Annotated in this window: 18 protein-coding genes; 14 read left to right on the plus strand and 4 right to left on the minus strand. The window is 53.7% G+C overall.

The window, feature by feature from the left end:
* Positions 1-102: 102 nt before the first annotated feature.
* Positions 103-1,851, plus strand: a complete 1,749-nt coding sequence (locus tag MHH78_RS16815) for an ABC transporter ATP-binding protein (RefSeq protein ID WP_341168070.1) — start codon at positions 103-105, stop codon at positions 1,849-1,851.
* Positions 1,852-1,956: 105 nt separating this feature from the next.
* Here the strand turns inward: MHH78_RS16815 and MHH78_RS16820 are convergent, their stop codons facing one another.
* Both MHH78_RS16820 and MHH78_RS16825 read right to left on the minus strand, forming a co-directional pair.
* Positions 1,957-2,400 (minus strand): DUF441 domain-containing protein, encoded by a 444-nt coding sequence (locus MHH78_RS16820; RefSeq protein ID WP_036724588.1) that lies wholly within the window; start codon positions 2,398-2,400, stop codon positions 1,957-1,959.
* Positions 2,401-2,421: 21 nt separating this feature from the next.
* Positions 2,422-3,408 carry a YpdA family putative bacillithiol disulfide reductase gene (locus tag MHH78_RS16825; RefSeq protein ID WP_341168071.1) on the minus strand — a complete coding sequence of 329 codons (987 nt, stop codon included), beginning with the start codon at positions 3,406-3,408 and terminating at the stop codon, positions 2,422-2,424.
* Positions 3,409-3,607: 199 nt separating this feature from the next.
* Here MHH78_RS16825 and MHH78_RS16830 point away from each other — a divergent pair, with 199 nt between their 5' ends.
* The 4 genes from MHH78_RS16830 (at position 3,608) to rsgA (ending at position 7,249) form a co-directional block, all read left to right on the plus strand.
* Positions 3,608-4,204 (plus strand): DUF2087 domain-containing protein, encoded by a 597-nt coding sequence (locus tag MHH78_RS16830; protein ID WP_076085206.1) that lies wholly within the window; start codon positions 3,608-3,610, stop codon positions 4,202-4,204.
* Between the two features lie 119 nt (positions 4,205-4,323).
* Positions 4,324-4,791, plus strand: a complete 468-nt coding sequence (locus tag MHH78_RS16835) for a DUF3939 domain-containing protein (RefSeq protein WP_076085209.1) — start codon at positions 4,324-4,326, stop codon at positions 4,789-4,791.
* Between the two features lie 157 nt (positions 4,792-4,948).
* Positions 4,949-5,620: an HAD family hydrolase gene (locus MHH78_RS16840; RefSeq protein WP_341168072.1), complete on the plus strand. Its 672-nt coding sequence runs from the start codon at positions 4,949-4,951 to the stop codon at positions 5,618-5,620.
* A gap of 525 nt (positions 5,621-6,145) precedes the next feature.
* Positions 6,146-7,249, plus strand: a complete 1,104-nt coding sequence (rsgA, locus tag MHH78_RS16845; RefSeq protein ID WP_341168073.1) for a ribosome small subunit-dependent GTPase A — start codon at positions 6,146-6,148, stop codon at positions 7,247-7,249.
* A 731-nt stretch (positions 7,250-7,980) separates the two neighbouring features.
* Here the strand turns inward: rsgA and MHH78_RS16850 are convergent.
* Positions 7,981-8,607 carry an FMN-dependent NADH-azoreductase gene (locus MHH78_RS16850; protein ID WP_341168074.1) on the minus strand — a complete coding sequence of 209 codons (627 nt, stop codon included), beginning with the start codon at positions 8,605-8,607 and terminating at the stop codon, positions 7,981-7,983.
* Positions 8,608-8,934: 327 nt separating this feature from the next.
* Here MHH78_RS16850 and MHH78_RS16855 point away from each other — a divergent pair, with 327 nt between their 5' ends.
* On the plus strand, positions 8,935-9,072 hold the full coding sequence (locus MHH78_RS16855; protein WP_179090468.1) for a hypothetical protein: 138 nt from the start codon (positions 8,935-8,937) through the stop codon (positions 9,070-9,072).
* Between the two features lie 127 nt (positions 9,073-9,199).
* Here the strand turns inward: MHH78_RS16855 and MHH78_RS16860 are convergent, their stop codons facing one another.
* Positions 9,200-9,439, minus strand: a complete 240-nt coding sequence (locus MHH78_RS16860; RefSeq protein WP_036699054.1) for a hypothetical protein — start codon at positions 9,437-9,439, stop codon at positions 9,200-9,202.
* 183 nt (positions 9,440-9,622) lie between these two features.
* Here MHH78_RS16860 and MHH78_RS16865 point away from each other — a divergent pair, with 183 nt between their 5' ends.
* From MHH78_RS16865 to MHH78_RS16900, 8 genes are all read left to right on the plus strand, one after another.
* Positions 9,623-10,267, plus strand: a complete 645-nt coding sequence (locus MHH78_RS16865; RefSeq protein ID WP_076085215.1) for a hypothetical protein — start codon at positions 9,623-9,625, stop codon at positions 10,265-10,267.
* 228 nt (positions 10,268-10,495) lie between these two features.
* Complete coding sequence (locus MHH78_RS16870) at positions 10,496-11,506, plus strand: ABC transporter substrate-binding protein (RefSeq protein WP_341168075.1); 1,011 nt, start codon at positions 10,496-10,498, stop codon at positions 11,504-11,506.
* A gap of 14 nt (positions 11,507-11,520) precedes the next feature.
* Positions 11,521-12,300 carry an ABC transporter ATP-binding protein gene (locus MHH78_RS16875; protein WP_076085221.1) on the plus strand — a complete coding sequence of 260 codons (780 nt, stop codon included), beginning with the start codon at positions 11,521-11,523 and terminating at the stop codon, positions 12,298-12,300.
* 80 nt (positions 12,301-12,380) lie between these two features.
* Positions 12,381-13,133 carry an ABC transporter permease gene (locus MHH78_RS16880; RefSeq protein ID WP_445322071.1) on the plus strand — a complete coding sequence of 251 codons (753 nt, stop codon included), beginning with the start codon at positions 12,381-12,383 and terminating at the stop codon, positions 13,131-13,133.
* Positions 13,134-13,228: 95 nt separating this feature from the next.
* Entirely contained in the window at positions 13,229-14,218 is a 990-nt protein-coding gene (locus MHH78_RS16885; protein WP_341168076.1) for an aromatic acid exporter family protein, read from the plus strand.
* A gap of 136 nt (positions 14,219-14,354) precedes the next feature.
* Positions 14,355-15,374 (plus strand): HD-GYP domain-containing protein, encoded by a 1,020-nt coding sequence (locus MHH78_RS16890; protein ID WP_036699042.1) that lies wholly within the window; start codon positions 14,355-14,357, stop codon positions 15,372-15,374.
* Positions 15,375-15,634: 260 nt separating this feature from the next.
* A complete protein-coding gene (locus tag MHH78_RS16895; RefSeq protein WP_076085230.1) occupies positions 15,635-16,192 on the plus strand; it encodes an outer spore coat protein CotE in 558 nt (185 codons plus the stop codon).
* 408 nt (positions 16,193-16,600) lie between these two features.
* Positions 16,601-18,400, plus strand: coding sequence for a putative amidoligase domain-containing protein (locus MHH78_RS16900; RefSeq protein ID WP_341168077.1), 1,800 nt, complete (start codon positions 16,601-16,603; stop codon positions 18,398-18,400).
* Positions 18,401-18,750: the final 350 nt, after the last annotated feature.

The following is an 18,750-nucleotide window of genomic DNA, read 5'->3' on the forward strand; positions in this document are numbered from 1 at the left end:
TCGGTACTGCAACCGTAACTGTTTAAAAATAATAAAACACTGCAGCGCGCAAATGTCAACTGCACCCTGATGAAGAATGAATTGGAAAGGACCTGACACGCTGTGAAACCTTGGAAATCTTATTATACCTTTGTTCGGCCGTATATGAAATGGATTGTGCTCACTCTGATCATCGGGATGGTCAAATTCAGCATTCCGCTGACGCTGCCGATGATTCTCAAATATGTAGTTGATGAGCTGCTGGGTAATCCGGCACTGACGATAGCTGAGCGGGTCTCGAAGCTGATGACGGTAATCGGCGGGGGCCTGATTCTGTTCGTGATTGTCCGCGGGCCGGTGGAGTATTACCGCCAGTATTTCGCCCAGCTGATTACAAGCAAGGTCCTCTTCGATATGCGCAATAAGCTCTACGGGCATCTGCAGCGGCTGTCGCTGCGTTATTACCAGAATACGAAGGTGGGCGAGGCCATCTCCCGGTTCATTAACGATGTGGAGCAGTCGAAGAACCTGGTTGAGGTCGGAATGATGAATGTCTGGCTGGATATGTTCACCCTGCTCTTCGCGCTTGGCTTCATGCTCTATCTGAATCCGGTGCTGACGCTGGTGGCGATTGCCATTCTGCCGCTGTATGGCATTGCTGTCAATACGCTATACAAGCGTCTCAAGGTGCTGACCAAAGACCGGTCACAGGCACTTGCCGTCATTCAGGGCTATCTGCATGAACGGATTCAGGGGATTGCGGTCATCCGCAGCTTCACGATGGAGCGGGTGGACCAGCGGCAATTCGAGGAGATCAACGGCAAGTTCCTGCAAAAAGCGCTGGCGCAAACGCGGTGGAACGCCTTCACCTTCGCGATTATCAACACCCTGACCGATATTGCGCCGCTGCTCGTGATCGGGTACGGCGGATACCAGGTCATTCAGGGCAACCTGACGCTCGGGACCTTCGTGGCCTTCTTCGGCTATCTGGACCGGATGTATGCACCGCTGCGCCGTCTGATCAACTCCTCGACCGTGCTGACCCAAGCCTCGGCATCGCTTGAGCGTGTCCTGGAGCTGCTGAATGAGCCCTATGATATTGTCGATGCTCCGGGCGCGAAGCCGCTGCTGAAGCCAGCCGGAAAGATCGAATTCAACAATGTGTGGTTCAAGTATAACGACGAGCATGAGTGGGTGCTGCGGGACATTAATCTGAGCATTGCTCCGGGCCAGACGGTGGCTTTTGTCGGAATGAGCGGAGGCGGCAAATCCTCGCTGATCAGCCTGATCCCGCGCTTTTATGATATCAGCGACGGCAGTCTGCGCATGGACGGACACGATATCCGCACGCTGACCCAGGAGAGTCTGAGGCGGACGGTGGGCATGGTGCTGCAGGATAATTTCCTGTTCAGCGGCTCGGTACGCGACAATATCCGGTTCGGGAACCCGGAAGCGGGGGAAGAGGAGGTGATGAAGGCGGCGGTGTCTGCGAATGCCCACGACTTCATCATGCAGCTGCCTGAAGGTTATGATACCGAAGTGGGAGAACGGGGTGTGAAGCTGTCCGGCGGACAGAAGCAGCGCGTGGCGATTGCACGGGTATTCCTGAAGGACCCCAAGGTGCTGATTCTGGACGAAGCGACCTCCGCGCTGGATCTGGAGTCCGAGCATCTCATCCAGCAGGCGCTGCAGTCCCTGGCATCTGAGCGGACGACGCTGATTGTGGCCCACCGGCTGTCCACGATTACCCATGCCGACCAGATTATCGTGCTGGAGAACGGGGAGATCACCGAACGCGGCACCCATGAGGAGCTGATGGGATTTGCGGGGAGCTACGCCCGGCTGTTCAACGTTCAGCGGCTGGATGCATAACGCGGCTATACTATTCTTAGTCCAATAAAACAGGCTGCAAGTCCACCCGCTTAGGTGGACTTGCAGCCTGTTTCGTCTTGCCTTGGTCTTGAGGTGGCTACCGGCTTACATCCGGCCAATTAGCAGTGACAGGATGCCGGCGGCAATGAGCGGTCCCACGGGAACGCCTTTGAACAGAGCCACGCCAAGGACGGTTCCGATGAGAAGCCCGGCGACGATGGTCGGCTGGCTGCCCATGAGCATGGCTCCGCGTCCGCCCAGATAAGCGACCAGGACGCCAACTCCGATGGCGGCCAGGGATTTCCAGTGCAGGAACGACTGTCCGACGGTCTGGAGGGAGATCTTCCCGCTGGCCAGCGGCGTCATGACCCCGATGGTCAGGATGATAATGCCGACGGTCAGCCCGTATTTCTCCAGCCAGGGAAAAGCCTGCTGAAGTCCCAGCACACGGATCAGCAGCAGCACGACCATGGCAATGGTAATCGGCGAGTTGCTGCTGATGACACCGAGCGCTGCCAGACCCAGCAGCAATAACGAGGTTATATCCATAGCTTGGATACACTCCTTCTCTTAAGTAAGCCTTGTACTCACAATATGATCGGCAATCAGCTTGCCGTGCTCCCGCCCGCTCTCGATGAATACCTCGTTGGCATTCCGTCCGGAAGCGATAACCCCGGCGACATAGATGCCCGGTATATTACTCTCCATGGTAGCGGGGTTAAAGGCTGGTTTATCCATAGAGTCATCCATCTGTACCCCGGCAGAGGTGAGCAGGGCTCTGCTGGGACGGAAGCCGGTCATCGCCAGTACGAAGTCATTATCCAGCTCGGTAGGTTCCCCGTTCACAGAGGAGGTTACCAAGACCGAGGCCGAGGTGATCTCCGTGACGCGCGATTCCAGATGCAATGTAATGCTCCCCTTCTGCACCATGCTCTCGAAGATCGGACGCACCCAGGGCTTGATATTGTCCGAGATACTGCTTCCCCGGTAGACCATATCCACCTTGGCGCCTACCCGCAGCAGCTCCAGCGCGGCATCCACCGCTGAATTGCTGCCTCCGATTACAGTTACCTTCATGCCGGAATACGGATGAGCCTCGCCAAAATAATGCGTAACCTTCGGCAGCTCCTCCCCGGGAATCCCGATCAGATTAGGCTGGTCGAAGTAACCGGTAGAGATGACTACGTTCGCAGCGTAGCGCTGCTGCTCCTCGCCGCGCTTGTTGACCGTATGTACAACGAAGCTGCCATCCTCCTGCGGCAGAACGGACAACGCTTCTTCATAAGCGGCAATCTCAAGCTGATGCTGCGCGGCCGCACGGCGGTAGTAGACCAGCGCCTCATGGCGGTAGGGCTTGTCATTCGGAGAGGTGAAGGGCACATCTCCAATCTCAAGCAGCGGGGTGGTGCTGAAGAACTGCATGTTGGTCGGATACAGGTAGATGGAATGGACAATGAAGTTCTTTTCCACAATCAGGCTGGAGAGCCCTTGGCGCTGGCATTCGATGGCTGCAGACAGTCCGCAGGGACCGGCGCCGATAATAATAACGTCTAGCATAATATCTATGTCCTCCTAAGGTAGTATTCTATTCAGTAAATGGTACCTTATATTTTTGTTTTTTGCCATGGCTGGCGAATTCCGCAAATTGGGGATTGATCAGATGTCAAGATGGGTATATAATTAGATATATATCTAAAGTATAAAATGGCAGTTCCCCCAGACTGCCTGACGAATATCCGTAGGAGCGTGATCCCGCTTGCAGTTAGACAAAATTGTCGCCTATCACAAAGCTTTATCCGATCCCACCCGGCTGCGTATTCTTCTGCTTCTGTCCCGGGGCGAGGTTCACGGTCACGCCTTGGCCGAGAAGCTGAATCTGTCACAGCCTACGGTGACCCATCATGCAGCCAAGCTGCGTGAAGCCGCACTGATCCTGGAGCGCAGAGACAAGAACACTGTATATTTCAAGCTGAATCCCGAGTTTATCCAGGCAGGCTCTGAAGCCTCGCTGAAATTTATTTTTGCAAAGGGGGTGGAGGAGATGGAGGAAGAGTCGCCTGAACACAGTCTGAAGGAGTCGGTGCTCCGTAATTTTTTTGCCAAAGACGGACGCCTGCGCCAGATTCCCGCACAATACAAGAAGAAATTAATCGCACTGCAATATATGGTGGAGAAGCTCGAACCGGGTGTGGTCTATTCGGAGAAAGAGATCAACGAGTTCATTAAGCCGTTCCACGATGATTATGCCACAATCCGCCGCGAGTTCATTATGCACCAGTTCATGTACCGGGAGAATGATAAGTATGAGCTTAACCCGCCGGATCTCTGGACTCACTGGGAAAATGTCAAATAATGATCTAATAAATGGGGATTTTTTATGACAAGTGCGAAACTGCTGATTAATTGTTCAAATAACGAATAAAATGGAATTGAAAGCGTTATCTGACATAACTTCGAAAGGAGACCTTCAGTATGATATTCAAACGTGCCAAAAAAAACTTGCAACCCGTTCATCCGACCGTTACCTTGCCGCAGATCAAGCAGGCTGTAAGGCAATTTGAAGAAGATATGCCCGCTCCCATTAACCGTACCGCTCTGATCCAGGAAGATAAGAGCATTGACCTGAACCGGCTCAAACGATATTTAGGCGGAGTTCCGCAGCAGAAATTCTATATGTCCAGCGAGACCTTTGAGATTTTTGAAGAATCTGACAAGCTGGTGCCGTACTACCTCGACATGGTTCAATCGGCGGTAGACAATTATATCAGTGACACCGGCAAGCTGCCGCTGCTCGAAGACGCCTGGCTCCCTGAGGTTCATTACCGGCTGCTGTCCACCGAGCGTTATCTGAAGGAGACACCGCCGTTCCCGCTCTACATTACCGATGAGGAAATGATGCTTACGCATCGCGCAGAGCATTTTGAACATTTTGAATCTTGAAAGCTCTGCGTACCTGATTCCCCCTATACAGGCCATTCTGACGAAGGAGAGGTTGTCCTTCCTGGCGGAATGGTCTTTATTTTGCGCCCGGGCGCGTAGTACAATAAGCATCTGGTGCGTTGGGCGCAGAAATGGACGACAGAAGGGGAGCGTAGACATGAGAGAGGTACAAGCGTTGCTGTTTGATTTGGACAATACCCTGATGGACCGGGATCAGACCTTCCGCAGCTTCAGCACGAAGTTTGTGCAGGATCACCTGGGACATCTTAGCGAAGAGCAGGCCGTGCAGGTGGTGGAGGATATGATTATCAGAGATGCCGACGGATACCGGGAGAAGGACGGGTTCTTCGCGGAGCTTAGCGAGGTTCTTCCTTGGGAGAAGGCATTGACCGCTGCGGACATCCGGGCCTATTATGATGAGACCTATATCCGCCACGGGGCGATAATGAAGCATGCGGTGGAGACCCTGGAGTATTGCCGGGACCGGGGATATCCGCTGGGACTGGTCACGAACGGCGGCATGGATATTCAATATGGCAAAATCGATCTGCTTGGACTCCGCGGCTACTTCCGCACGATCGTCATTTCGGGCGAAGCCGGGATCAGCAAGCCTGATCCTGAGATATACAAGTTAGCCCTGGAACGCCTTGGCTCCACGGCGGAACAGACTATATTCATCGGCGATCATCCGGTGAATGATATCTGGGGGGCGGCGCAGAGCGGGATGGATACGATCTGGCTGAAGCGCAAGCACCCTTGGGATGAATCACTGAACGTGAAGCCTCTCGCTGTCATTCAGGAGCTGGATGAGCTCCGGGGCATTATTTAAGCAAGTTAGGGCCCACTGTTGACAAACGGTATCCGGGCCGTATATTATTACAGCATATTATTTCGGAAGGAGACGATGTCAAATGGCAGTTTATACTAGCGTTTCAGGATTGGTTGCTACTGTTGTGGATACGTGTCTTCCGGGAAATGCGGCTGTGGAGTAATAATTGATCCCCAGCTTCGCAGGTAAGCTCTATGATGCCTTCTAGAGCCGCCGGGAACCGTATCGGTTCCGGCGGCTTTTTTGCGTGTGCAGGTCTGCTGCATCACGCCCGGATAGTGGATTCTGCTCTTCTCGCGCAGAGGAGCAGACTCACTATCCTGGAATGACTCTGCCCGCAGCGGACGGTTCTTTGCTGTACATCAGCAAAAGCCGGACCGCGGCCGAGTCTGCCTCTGCCGCCGGAACCTTTGGGTTCCGGCGGTTTTTTGTGTGCGCATGTGGAGCCAATGCTGCCCGGAGATACATGGATGATGTGATAAGCGGATGTATGAGAACGATAATAACCCATTCAGGAGGAAATGCATGAATATCGATATCAAGCTAGAACAGTACGGCTGGAATGAAGAATGGAACGGAAAATGGACAGATAAGCTGCGGCTGCTGGACGACAGGGAGTATGCAGCGGGCCGGATTGCCGGAGATTTCGGCAGTAAATACAAGGTGATTACTGCAGCAGGTGAAATATGGGGTGAGTTGTCAGGCAAGTTCCGGCATTCGCTAAGCGGGTCCGGCGAGTATCCGGCGGTAGGCGATTGGGTGGTCCTGGCGATGCAGGATGGGGGAGCGCATGCGGTGATTCATGGTGTGCTTCCCCGTCACAGCGTCATCTCGCGCAAGGTGGCGGGCCCGACTCAGGAGGAGCAGATTGTAGCTTCCAACGTGGATACCTTATTCCTGGTCAGTGCACTGAATGATGATTTCAATGTACGGCGGATGGAGCGTTATCTGATTATGGCCTGGAACAGCGGGGCGAATCCCGTCATTCTATTGACCAAGGCAGATCTGTGCACCGATGCGGAGCTGAAAATGGCCGAAATGCAGCAGGCGGCTCCCGGTGTCCCGGTCCATGTGGTCAGCGCCTTACTGGGCGACGGTCGGGAGGAGCTCCAGCCCTACATCGGCAGCGGCCAGACGGTAGCTCTGACCGGCTCGTCCGGCTGCGGCAAATCGACGATGGTCAACTGGCTCAGCGGCCGGAATCTGCAGCTCACCCAGGATGTGCGGGAAGGGGACAGCCGCGGACGTCATACGACCACACACCGCGAGCTGTTCGTCCTCCCGGATGGCGGAATCATCGTCGATACGCCGGGAATGCGCGAGCTGCAATTGTGGGAGGATGACGGCGGACTGGACCTGGCGTTCGGTGAGATCAGTACGCTTGCGGTGGAATGCCGCTTCAGTGACTGTACTCATACACGGGAGGAAGGCTGCGCCGTGCTTGCGGCTGCCGCGAGCGGCGTGCTGGACGGGAAGCGGCTGCAGAATTACCACAAGACGCAGAAGGAGCTGCAATTCCAGAACAGCAAGGAAGCGAGACAGAAGCGCAAGACAGCCGCCGCCTCCGCTAAAAGCACCCCGCCCCGTGCCAAGGGCAACAGCTGGCAGCGGGTGCTGGACGAATATTGAGCGGCGATGAAATTCCAGAGCGTTGTAGAAGCATTGAAGCGGGCAGGGGAATAGGGATGAAAGTTTGCATAACAGAATAAGCTTACTGGATGCTAAGCATTGTGTAAGCAGGAGCTACGCCACCTGGAGTAGTTGGAAAAACGTATCTTAATTTGGTGGTTCGGGAGCTATAGAGGAAATTAGTTGGATAAACGTCATTTGTTACACCGTAAAAGCCTCGATTGGGAAGAGTTGGAGGAGATTAAGTGCCATTTTTCCAACTGCTCTCTAGCTTGAGGTCTCTTGTTCGATAGCAAGTGGAGAAAATCCACCTGCTTCAGCAACTTTTATAGCAGTGGTATCTGGTCTTGTCCGTAAGAACTCCGTCTCAACGTTAAGAGGCTGTCCCGGTGGGTTAAATGAAGGGGTTATTCTGTCGTAGCGTTTTGAGAAGTTTTTAAAGAAGTTCGTATCCCGCTTAAACAGTGGAGAGGACGGAACGATTGTGGAAAAGCGGCAGCGGTCGCCTTGGTCTCCGGATTTTCACCGCTAAGGGGAATGAAAAAAATCTGGAGAGCACAGCGATTGTAACAACGGTCCGTTCACGCAGCGTCCACCCAAGTGCTCACGTTGATCTAACTCCAAAAAAAAGAGCTGTCCCAAGCAGCCACTTCATGGCATTTGGGACAGCTCTTCATATGCTCTCGGTAAGTCTCCCTACGGAGACTTTCAAAAAGCTATTTATGATCAGATTAGAACGATGCGGCTGCTGTCTTAGCCAGTTGCAGACCGGAAGCGATAATCACAGCGGATTTGTCCGGGTTCTGGTTGTGTCCTTCGATGATTACCTGTGTAGTTTCCTTGAAGCCCCAGAAGTTCAGGTTGCCCATGATGAAGTTCACGGCCATTTCAGCACTTGCTGCCGGGCCTGCGGAGTACACGCCGCCTCTGGCGTTCAGAACCGCTGCTTTTTTGCCAGTCAACAGTCCTACTGGACCTTCAGCAGTATACTTGAAGGTAGTTCCAGCCTGGTTCAAGTAATCGATATAAGTGTGCAGTACAGCCGGAACGGTCATGTTCCAGAGCGGGAAGGCAAAGACTACTTTGTCAGCGGCCAGGAACTGGTCCAGATATTTCTTAACAAGTGCAGCGCCTGCTGCTTCTTCAGGAGTGGCTTCGAAGCCTTGGGCTGCTTTGTATACGCCAGTGATGAGTGTGTTATCGTAGTAAGGAAGCTGTTCAGCGAACAGGTCGAGTTCAGTGATCTGGTCCTGCGGATGAGTCTCCTTGTAGCTGGACAGGAATTCGTTGTAGAGCTGAACACTTACGGATTGCTCGGCAGGGCGGTTATTAGCTTTGATAAACAGTACATTCGACATTATGATTTCTCCTTAGGTATATATTTAATATTAACTATCGATAATATAGCATTTAATATTTAGTTTGTAAATATCCGTCGGATAAAATTTTTTTCTGCTTACAGAAGCTGCTATCCTTCGCAAATGTACCATATCTTCTATAACGGATTCCTAATTTGCCGCTCAAAGGCCCATATGTAGTTTTACTAATTTCGCAAGCGGTGCAGGTGCGCATCAGGACAAGTTTAGGGGATCAGCGGTCCGGTTATATAGGTGATATAAGGAGAAGAGGAAATGATTCCCTCTCCAGATCACGGGACTAAGCCCCCATTTAAAGGAGCGATTGACATGTCCATCGACCGTTTCATCCTGAAGAAGCTGGACAGCTGTCACGAAGAGCATACCCGGCGTAACCTGGTGAAGTTGTTCAAATTGCGAATTAAAAAGGCGGAGAAAGAGGAGAACAGGAACCTCCGGATTGGCTGACTGACGGTATAATGTTGAATCCTAAGCCCCTGTAACCCATAGTCTAAGCGCATCCCTCACTTGCGGGCATGTGCTTTTTTAAGTTGTTTAACTTTATATGTATAACGGCAAAAAAATATCCCTCTGTTTAATAGAGGGATAAGGCCAATGAATCATTTTCACTGTAACTGTGCAATATAGCTTCTGAGCCTTTAATTTCGATACTGATCAGGGAATTCAAACAGGTCTGCAGGGCGTTTTTGCCTTTTTGAATTTTGAGTTCAAGCGTACTGTTGAGCAGTCGAAGTACTTTTTGGGTCGGCTGTTTGTTTTCTGTTGTGAAATATACAGGGACAAGCTTGTTTTGAAAAGTGATGAGCATTCTCATTTTGAAAACCACCTCGCTAAAAGTATTTCATGGTATTGATCTTACCCTGTGTTTCTTAATTTTACCTTAAAATTAGCTTATGATAACATAAAGATTGCAAGTTTTATAGTTTTGCAGTTTTTTTGAAAGCCACTCATTTACAGTTATACTTACATGTATGCCTAAAAGGAAGGGATAAAGAATGTGAATAAGCAAGATTTTATCTGTCTGGCACAGTATTTGTTCCCGGGTGAGACCCGGCGTAGAGTGGTGGCAGAGCTCCTGCACACAGCCTCCGGCTCCAAGCGGATATGCAGAATGAAATTCAATGAGCGTGAATATGCGCAGGATGTATGCCTGCAAGTACATAAGGATAAGATCCTCCTGACAGGGTTAACGGAAGAAGATGATTTCGCCTACGAGCTGAAGGAGCCGGCAGAGATGAAGCGCGCCTGCTATTACCTGTTCAATTGCTTCGAGCGTGCGCAGCCCCGGAACCCGTCCGCTCCTGCGGTATTCCTGTCCAGACGGAGTTATGAGGAGATTCATGAGAAGGCCGGAACATGGACGTTGTGTGTGCTGGCGGCTTCACTGGAAGCGGAGACAGGTGATCCTGACAGCTCTGCTGAATTGGCTAAAGTGCTTAAGAACCGGACAGCGTCCGGTGAACTGCGGTTATGTGCGAGGAATGGGGAAGGCTGGACCCTGCAGCAGATTTCTTACATTGAAGCTTCTTCGGGCGGATGGCTTCTGCGCAGCAGCAGTGAGCAGGAAGACGGTTATATCATTGCGTTCCCGCTGACCCGGGCGGAGCTGTGTCATGCTTTTGGGGAATGGCTGCTCTATTAAGATTGTTCTTGCAAAATAACCTCGGCTGAAGCACCGCCCCATTCTGACGAGTCTGGCTCGCTGGTCCGGTACAGCGTGAATACGGCGCTGCGATCATTCATTGAGCGGGGCGGGTTGACGAACCGATTATAATGTAAGCGCTTCATATATTGCGCTTTAACCTTTCCATAGACTCCCGCATATGCATAGAGCAAGGGCGAAAGACCCGGGAGGAAAGGAGTGGAGAGGATGAAAGGGTTCAAAAGACTGTCATTGCCGTTCTTGTTGATGCTTGTGTTCGGCGCTGTACTTGCAAGCTGCGGCAGTAAATCCGCTAATGTCAAGGTGAAGATCGGCGAAGTTACCCGTTCCGTGTTCTATGCGCCTGAATATGTGGCCTTATCGCAGGGCTTTTTCAAGGATGAAGGGCTGGATGTGGAGCTGCAGACGATACCTGGCGGAGATAAAACCATGACGGCCCTGCTCTCAGGGGCAATCGATGTGGCGCTGGTCGGTTCGGAGACCTCCATTTATGTGTATCAGCAGGGGGCGGATGATCCAGTCATTAATTTTGCGCAGCTTACGCAGCGGGATGGAACCTTCTTGTTCGCGCGTACACCGGACAGCCATTTTACATGGGACAAAGTGAAGGGCTCGACGTTCCTGGGGCAACGGCAAGGGGGCATGCCGCAGATGGCGGGCGCATTCACGCTGCGCAGCAAGGGGATTGATGCGGGGAAGGATCTGACGCTGATCCAGAACATTGATTTTGCCAATATTGCCGGTGCATTTGCTTCCGGGACCGGGGATTATGTGCAGCTGTTCGAGCCTCAGGCATCGATCTTCGAGAGTGAAGGCCGGGGCCAGGTGGTCGCTTCCTTCGGGGTAGAGAGCGGTTATCTGCCGTATACGGTATTCATGTCCAAGCAGAGCTACATCACTAAGAATCAGGACACGGTGCAGAAATTCACCAATGCGGTCCAGCGTGCCCAGTTATGGGTGAAGGCTCATAATCCTGAGGAGATTGCTGACGCGGTCATGCCGTATTTTGAAAAGATTGACCGGGGCATTGTAGTCTCTGCCATCAGCCGTTATAAGGAACAGGATACCTATGCGGTGAATCCGGTAATTGATGACAAGGAATGGAATAATCTGCTGGATGTCATTGACCATGCCGGTGAGCTGAAGGAACGGATTCCTGCCGCTAAGATTGTGAATAACAGCTTTGCAGAGCAGGCAGAGAGCACCATTAAGGAGTGAGGAGGCTGACCACTATGCTTCCAGTAGTCGAGTTGAAGGAAGTCACGCACGCCTACCTGGGAGACCGCGAGGCTTCGCTTGCTATAGAGGATCTGAATCTCAGCGTCGGCCAAGGCGAGTTCGTTAGCCTGGTCGGACCGAGCGGCTGCGGCAAAACGACGATTCTGTCGATCATCGCCGGGCTGCTGCAGCCTTCACGCGGTGAGGTGCTGCTCAGCGGACGTAAGGCCGCAGGACCTTCGCCGGAGGTCGGCTATATGCTCCAGCAGGACTATCTCTTCCCCTGGAGGACGATTGAGGATAACGCGCTGCTCGGGCTGGAGCTGACCGGAAGGCTCACCGGAAGCTCGCGTGCCAAATCGCTGCAGCTGCTGGCCGATATGGGGCTGGAGGGCAAGGAGCAGGCTTATCCGGCACAGCTCTCGGGAGGGATGCGCCAGCGTGTCGCTCTGGTGCGGACACTGGCTACCGACCCCGGCCTGCTGCTGCTCGATGAGCCATTCTCGGCGCTGGACTACCAGATTAAACTGCAGCTGGAGGATCTGGTCTCGGAGACGCTGATGCGCCGGGGAACCACGGCGATTCTGGTTACGCATGACCTGTCTGAAGCGATTGCAGTCAGCAGCCGGGTCATTCTGCTCCAGCCGAATCCGGGCAGAATCCGCAGGATTTTTGAAATTCCGGAAGCGATTCGCAGAACACCGCCGCTGTATGCGCGGGACCTGCCGGGCTTCGCCGGGCTTTTTCACGAGGTATGGAAGGAAATGGAGCTGGCAGGGAGGGAAGAGATGTGAATACAGAAGCGCAGCCCCGTGAGACGGCTTCCCGTGCGCAGTGGCTCGAACAGAAGCATGCGGATTACAGGAAGAAGAAGCTGCGCCGCAAAAGTCAAGTGCTTATGGTCCGTAGCAGCCTGCTGCTGGTGTTCTTCGTGCTCTGGGAAGCCGGGGCCAGAATGGGCTGGATCGATGAGCTGCTGTTCAGTTATCCGACGAAGGTCTTCGGTCAGATCTGGGAGGACATGGTCAGCGGCAGTCTGTGGCCGCATCTGGGAATGACCGTGGGCGAGACCGCAGTGGGCTTTATTCTGGGCACCTTAATCGGGACGCTGCTGGCGGTCGTCATCTGGTGGTCACCTTTTCTGTCCGCCGTCCTGGACCCTTATATGGTCGTATTCAACAGCATGCCGAAGGTGGCGCTGGGCCCGATCTTCATTGTAATGTTCGGGGCAGGCTTCACCGCCATTGTCATTACCACCTTATCCATTACCGTAATTATCACGACTCTGGTAGTGTACAACAGCTTTTGCAGCGTGGACCCGAATCTGGTCAAGGTGGTCCGTTCCTTCGGTGCCTCCAAAAGCCAGGAGTTCTGCAAAGTCATTCTCCCGGCGTCGTTCCCGGCGGTGGTCTCCACCCTCAAGGTGAACGTCGGCATGTCCTGGGTCGGCGTTATTGTCGGTGAATTTCTGGTTGCGAAATCAGGGCTGGGGTATCTGATCATCTACGGCTTTCAGGTGTTCAACTTCACCCTGGTCATGTCGAGTCTGCTCATTATTGCGGCTGTGGCTACGGCCATGTACCAGCTGGTGGTGTATGTGGAGAAGCTGCTGCTGTCGAGGCGGTAAGAATCATGTCATATTGTGTCTCTTGGCAAAATCTTGTACCATGACTATATCTTTATTTGAATGATGAAGCTTAACGGTGTAGGAGAGATATTCACATGGGATTTCGTATTATTAAAACGGCGGCTGCAACTCTGCTGTCTATTCTGCTGGCAGCCGCCGCTGGTATCCCTAATGCGCAAAGCGCGGGACTGCTGGCCATTCTCGGGGTGGAAACGACCCGTAAAAGGAGTCTACGCACGATTTCGGCGCGCTTCTTCGCCTCATTGGTGGGACTCTTTTTGGGCTGTATTCTATTCTTCGCCCTGGGCTTTCATTATTGGGTACTCGGACTGTATGTATTGTTCGGCTTCCCGCTGATTGTCAAAGCCGGCTTCAAGGAAGGGATCGTCACCAGCTCGGTCATTGTGTTCCGCGTATTTGGACAAGCTGATATCACGGTTCATATCCTGCTGCAGCAGGTGGAGCTGCTGATTATCGGCCTTGGCTCGGCCGGTCTTGTGAACTTCATCTATATGCCGGAGACCGGCGGGATGATTGCGGGCATCCGCAAGGAGGTAGACGGCTATTTCTCGGTGATCTTCCGGCAGATGGCCAGAACGCTCCGTGATCCCGGTTATATCTGGGACGGGCAAGAGCTGATCGGGGCAGGCGAGACTGTACAGAAGGGGCTGATGGCAGCATCCAGGGAAATGGAGAATCATGTGATCCACCCGGATGAGGCCTGGAACGTGTACTTCTATATGCGCAAGGAGCAACTGGAGTCCATCCAGAATATGATGCAGCTGCTCTCGCAGGTATACCGCCAGCTGCCTCATGGGGATATGGTGGCAGAGCTGTTCGACCAGCTAAGCGGCGATGTGCTGGCTGAGGAATATACCGGCCGGACCGAGCGGCTGCTGGAGGAGCTGCAGCAGGAGTTCCAGGAGATGGAGCTGCCGGATTCGCGCGAGGAATTCGAGATCCGCTCCGCGATTCTGCAATTATGCCGCGAGCTTGCGCTGTATCTTAAGATTGCCAAGCGCTATAAGAGCCCGGTGGAGCTGCGTCCGGTTAAGGACAAGCAGCCTGCGAAAGGCAAAGCATAAGCAAATCCATGTAATTTAGGTGTCAGGTATTCACATTCCGGTGTAAAATAACGATAAGAAACATAAGTACCCAAAGTGAGCTTGTCTCTTAAGTGATGTCCAAAACCCAAGAATCTTGGTCTGGCAGGTGAGGAATATGAATAACAGCAATGATCAATATATCGGCAAACAGCTGGTAGCGAACCTTTTTAATCATAGCGGTGTATTTGTCTTGCCGGCATTGACCCTGCTCACCGGAGAGCATATCCGCCTGATTACGCAGCACAAGATCGTTCTGGAGCCGCAGGATGTGGTCCAGGTCGACAGCGCTGCATTCTATCAGCTGGCTGTGGATGATTGTACGGCGGCGATGGAGAGCATTTTTGAGCAGCTGCGCTATACGAAGACGAAGCGTCTGCCGATGATTGAGCTCAGGAATGAAGTGATCCCGTTCATCCAGCAGGTGAGCGAGAAGAATGATTTCTTTGGAATATTGTCTGCGCTGCAGACTAAGGATGACTATACATACAGGCATAATGTGGCGGTGGGCATCATCTCTACGCTGCTCGGCAAATGGCTGAAGCTGAAGCCGGACGAGCTGAGCATGCTGACGATTGCTGCGACGCTTCATGATATCGGCAAAATTATGATCCCGGCCGAGATCCTTACTAAGCCGGGTCCGCTGAGTGAGGATGAATATGCCCTGATGAAAAAGCACACCACCTATGGCTATGAGATGATTCGCGATACGGTGGGCACCAATCATATGCAGGCGCTTGTGGCGCTGCAGCATCACGAACGGATGGACGGCAGCGGCTACCCCTTCGGCGTGCTGGGCCACCGGATTACGGATTTCAGCAAAATCGTGGCGGTGGCGGATATTTTCCACGCGATGACTTCAGATCGGTTCTACCGTACAGCCGCGCCGCTGTATGAGGTGCTTAAGCAGATGGACGAGAACGTCTACGGCAAGCTGGACCCGTATATCTGCAGTGTGTTCATTAATAAGCTAATGCAGTCGATGATCGGCAATGAGGTGCTCCTGACGGACGGGCAGATCGGCAAAATCATTATGATTCTGGCCCATGACCCGCTGCGTCCGCTGGTGAACATCGGTGAGGACTTCATCGATCTCAGCCGCCACCGGCAGCTTGGCATCGTACGTGTACTTTCCTAGCAGGGGGCCTCTGCTCTTCCCGGCTTAAGATGTTGGCACAATAAAAAGTAGCGGTTTTCCCGGTTTGGGGGAGCCGCTACTTTTGTTTTTTTTCAGGTCAGGAGACTCATAATGGACTAAATCCGGCAATAAAATGAAGCAAAGGGCTTCAGTTACGGCATCTGAGGGCTTACCCAAATTTATTTCTACTCTAACAATCAACAAATGCCCAGAACGTGCATACACTTGATAGTGAATGATTGTATGGAGGAGGTTCAAAGATGTCATTAAGCCATAAACGTCAAACAAGGGAGATCATTACGAAGGCAATTTGCGGCAAAGGTCGTAAGTTCTCTACAGCAACCCATACCGTGACTCCGCCACATCATCCGACTAGTATTCTGGGGGCTTGGATCATTAACCACCAGTACGAAGCGGTTGCCGCCGGGAACGGAATCGAAGTAATCGGTACCTATGATGTGAACATCTGGTATTCGTACGACAAAAACAAGCAGACCGAGGTTGCCAAGGAAACGGTCTCCTATGTGGAGCTTATTCCATTGTCGTACCTCGACCCGAGACACCGTGCTTCCACGGCACAGGTCTCTGCGGAGGCAACGCAGGAACCCAATTGTGTGGAAGCCGGGGTATCGCCGGGCGGAGGCAGTGTGACACTCCGGGTGGAACGCGAGTTCGATGCGGAACTGGTGGCTGAGACCAAGCTCCGCGTGTTTGTCAGTGATCAGAGTGACGATCTGGAAGACAAGGATTATGATTTTGAAGGCGAGAACTATGATTACGATGATATGGACCCTGACGCTCTGGATGATGAGCTCTAGGAAGGAATGCGCCGCTGCCTGAAGTACTGTGTGGGTTATGATCCATTATATGATGAGAGGGCAGCGGCGTAGAGGGCGAATGCCCTCTTTTTTTTAAAATATAATTTTTTTTTGAATGGTAAGGATGTAGGCTTCATGCTGTTGAGTATCCTTCAAGGCGAAATGAAGCGGAGGGGGATGCTGGAGCTGGAGAAGCGTCATTCATCAGGAATATTAAACAGGGCAGCGTTCGAATGTTCAAGTGTAGTGCGACAGGGTCTTTGTAAGGATGATTGTGCTATTTCCATTTGATAATTTGGGGGTCAGGCTTCCTCAGCGGCTTATCGCTCAAAGGGTATTGTCCGGTAACCGGATGGTGCGCGAGGGGATACGGCCCTGAGGAATTTCGTATGGGCGGAGGCATTAGACATGAATGAAGGGTTGAACGTATTCCGGCAGCTTGCGCCGGAGCAGATCGAACGCAGGCTCCGGCGCTGCGGGATTGAGGCCGACTCCATTTCTATAGGCAGAGGGTCGCGGCGACAAGATACAAGAGACACCCAAAACCACTCGGATGGACAAGACCCCGCAAGCTACAGACAGCATTACCGCGTGTTTATTTTCAATCTGGCCGTGCTGGACTGCCTGCCGCTTGGAGCGGGGGCGGCTATGGGCGGGCTTGGGGCTGGATGGTTGGGTGGGGGTGGGAGTGGCAGGGGAAGAGTTGGAGAGCAAGTCGAGTATGGGAGTGGTGGAGTTGGAGTTGGAGGGCAAGAGGAGAAAGGGAGTGGGAGGGTAGGAGTTGGAGGGCAAGGGGAGTATGGGAATGGTGGGGTAGGATTTGGAGTGCAAGAGGAGAATGGGAGTGGAAGGGTAGGAGTTGGAAGGCAAGAGGAGTATGGGAATGGTGGGGGAGTAGCTGGGGGGCAGGGTGAGTATGGGAGTGGTGACCAAGGAGCTGGGGGGCAAGAGGAGGATGGGAGTGGTCGGAGAGGCGTTGGAAGACAGGGCGGGAATGAGAGAGATGGAGAAGGAGCTGGGGAGCAAGAAGAGTATGAGCGTGGAGGGCCAGGAGTTGAGGAGCGAGAGGAGTATGGGAGTGGTAGGGTAGGAGTTGGAAGGCAGGGTGAGTATCGGAGTGGTGGGGATGAGTTTGGAAGTTTAGGTGGTGGAGGAAGGGAGTTGCGGGGGGCTGCAGGGGTTCTGCGGACCACTGCGGTGCGGGCGTTGTATAGTCTGGGACTGGACAGCGGCGAGGTGGAGCTGCGGGCCATGGGCGGGCGGCGGTACATGGTGACAGGCATCACTCCGGTGCTGCCTGATCCCGCAGGAGCGCTGCCTGAGCCTTACCGTTCAGCATCCGCAGCGCTTGCGCGGATGCTTGACGGTGAGCAGCCGGGCCGGCCGGGGCTGCTCATGGGCATGGACCCGGAGTTCCTGCTGCTCCGGGAATCCTCGGGCCGCGTCGTGCCGGCGTCGCGGTACCTGCCCATGGACGGCGTCGCGGGCTGCGACGCCGGACCCCCGGGAACGCGCGGCGTGTTCCCGGTGGCGGAGCTGCGCCCCGCGCCGCGCGGGGAACCGCGCGCGCTGCTGGCGCAGCTGATGTCCGCCGCACGCGAGGCGGACCGGCTCATTGCCGACCGCTCGCTCTGCTGGCGGGCGGGAGGTATGCCGCTGCGGGGCTGGGCCCTCGGCGGCCACCTGCACTTCAGCGGCGTCACGCTGTGTGCGCCGCTCCTGCGCGCGCTAGATAACTATCTGGCGCTGCCCTTGTTCCTGCTGGAGGACATCCGGGCTGCGGCCCGGCGTCCCCGCTATGGCGTGCTCGGCGATTTCCGCCCTCAGCCGCATGGCGGCTTCGAGTATCGGACCCTGCCGAGCTTCCTGGTCTCCCCGGTCATCGCCAAAGGCGCGGTCTGTCTGGCTCACCTGATCGTGAGCCATTATGAAGACCTGCCGCTGCGCCCGCTCGACCGGGAAGACCTGCATGCCGCCTTCTACAGCGGCGGCAAATCTCCTCTGCGCACAGCCTGGCCTCCCCTGGAGGCGCAGCTGCGCGCACTGGGCGGCTACGCAGCCGCCGCCCGGTGGATTGATCCGCTGCTGCGCGCCATAGCGGAGCAGCAGAGCTGGGATGAGTCGCGGGATATCCGCGGCTCCTGGGTACGGAGCGCCCCGCCGGACTCCGGGGCGCTACCTTCCGGGCGGGCGGATGCATATCAATAGAGCCCGCCGCCCGTCAAGTCCCGATAGCCGCCAGTTACAGCTTTTCTGCACCGCTAGGTGTGGGAAGCTGTAGCTATGGCGGCTATATTTTTAAACAAACAATCGTACTCAAGTACTTCAATTACTCTGGCTTACTCTCAATTATCTAAGTTACTCAACCAATCCTCACTTCAAACGTGCGCCCATTCATGAAGTTTCGTTCGAAGTGAACATTCAGCCATAGGTGTATTCTGTACAACTAAACGCACTCCAAAAGAAGCTTTTTCTCTTCTAAGTGTAGTCTGTACAACTAAATTTGCCCGAATGGCGTGAACCCGAGTACAGATGGATTTTTAAATGTACAAACTACA

Origin of the sequence: Paenibacillus sp. FSL H3-0333 (genome assembly GCF_038002805.1) — a bacterium.
Lineage (GTDB): Bacteria > Bacillota > Bacilli > Paenibacillales > Paenibacillaceae > Paenibacillus_AQ > Paenibacillus_AQ silagei.

What these genes read in the sequence shown, in the direction of transcription:
- MHH78_RS16820 (WP_036724588.1), bottom strand. Translation starts at nt 2,400, where the DNA reads ATGGATATAACCTCGTTATTGCTGCTGGGTCTGGCAGCGCTCGGTGTC.
- MHH78_RS16825 (WP_341168071.1), bottom strand. Translation starts at nt 3,408, where the DNA reads ATGCTAGACGTTATTATTATCGGCGCCGGTCCCTGCGGACTGTCTGCA.
- MHH78_RS16835 (WP_076085209.1), top strand. Translation starts at nt 4,324, where the DNA reads ATGATATTCAAACGTGCCAAAAAAAACTTGCAACCCGTTCATCCGACC.
- MHH78_RS16840 (WP_341168072.1), top strand. Translation starts at nt 4,949, where the DNA reads ATGAGAGAGGTACAAGCGTTGCTGTTTGATTTGGACAATACCCTGATG.
- rsgA (WP_341168073.1), top strand. Translation starts at nt 6,146, where the DNA reads ATGAATATCGATATCAAGCTAGAACAGTACGGCTGGAATGAAGAATGG.
- MHH78_RS16850 (WP_341168074.1), bottom strand. Translation starts at nt 8,607, where the DNA reads ATGTCGAATGTACTGTTTATCAAAGCTAATAACCGCCCTGCCGAGCAA.
- MHH78_RS16855 (WP_179090468.1), top strand. Translation starts at nt 8,935, where the DNA reads ATGTCCATCGACCGTTTCATCCTGAAGAAGCTGGACAGCTGTCACGAA.
- MHH78_RS16860 (WP_036699054.1), bottom strand. Translation starts at nt 9,439, where the DNA reads ATGAGAATGCTCATCACTTTTCAAAACAAGCTTGTCCCTGTATATTTC.
- MHH78_RS16870 (WP_341168075.1), top strand. Translation starts at nt 10,496, where the DNA reads ATGAAAGGGTTCAAAAGACTGTCATTGCCGTTCTTGTTGATGCTTGTG.
- MHH78_RS16875 (WP_076085221.1), top strand. Translation starts at nt 11,521, where the DNA reads ATGCTTCCAGTAGTCGAGTTGAAGGAAGTCACGCACGCCTACCTGGGA.
- MHH78_RS16885 (WP_341168076.1), top strand. Translation starts at nt 13,229, where the DNA reads ATGGGATTTCGTATTATTAAAACGGCGGCTGCAACTCTGCTGTCTATT.
- MHH78_RS16890 (WP_036699042.1), top strand. Translation starts at nt 14,355, where the DNA reads ATGAATAACAGCAATGATCAATATATCGGCAAACAGCTGGTAGCGAAC.
- MHH78_RS16895 (WP_076085230.1), top strand. Translation starts at nt 15,635, where the DNA reads ATGTCATTAAGCCATAAACGTCAAACAAGGGAGATCATTACGAAGGCA.
- MHH78_RS16900 (WP_341168077.1), top strand. Translation starts at nt 16,601, where the DNA reads ATGAATGAAGGGTTGAACGTATTCCGGCAGCTTGCGCCGGAGCAGATC.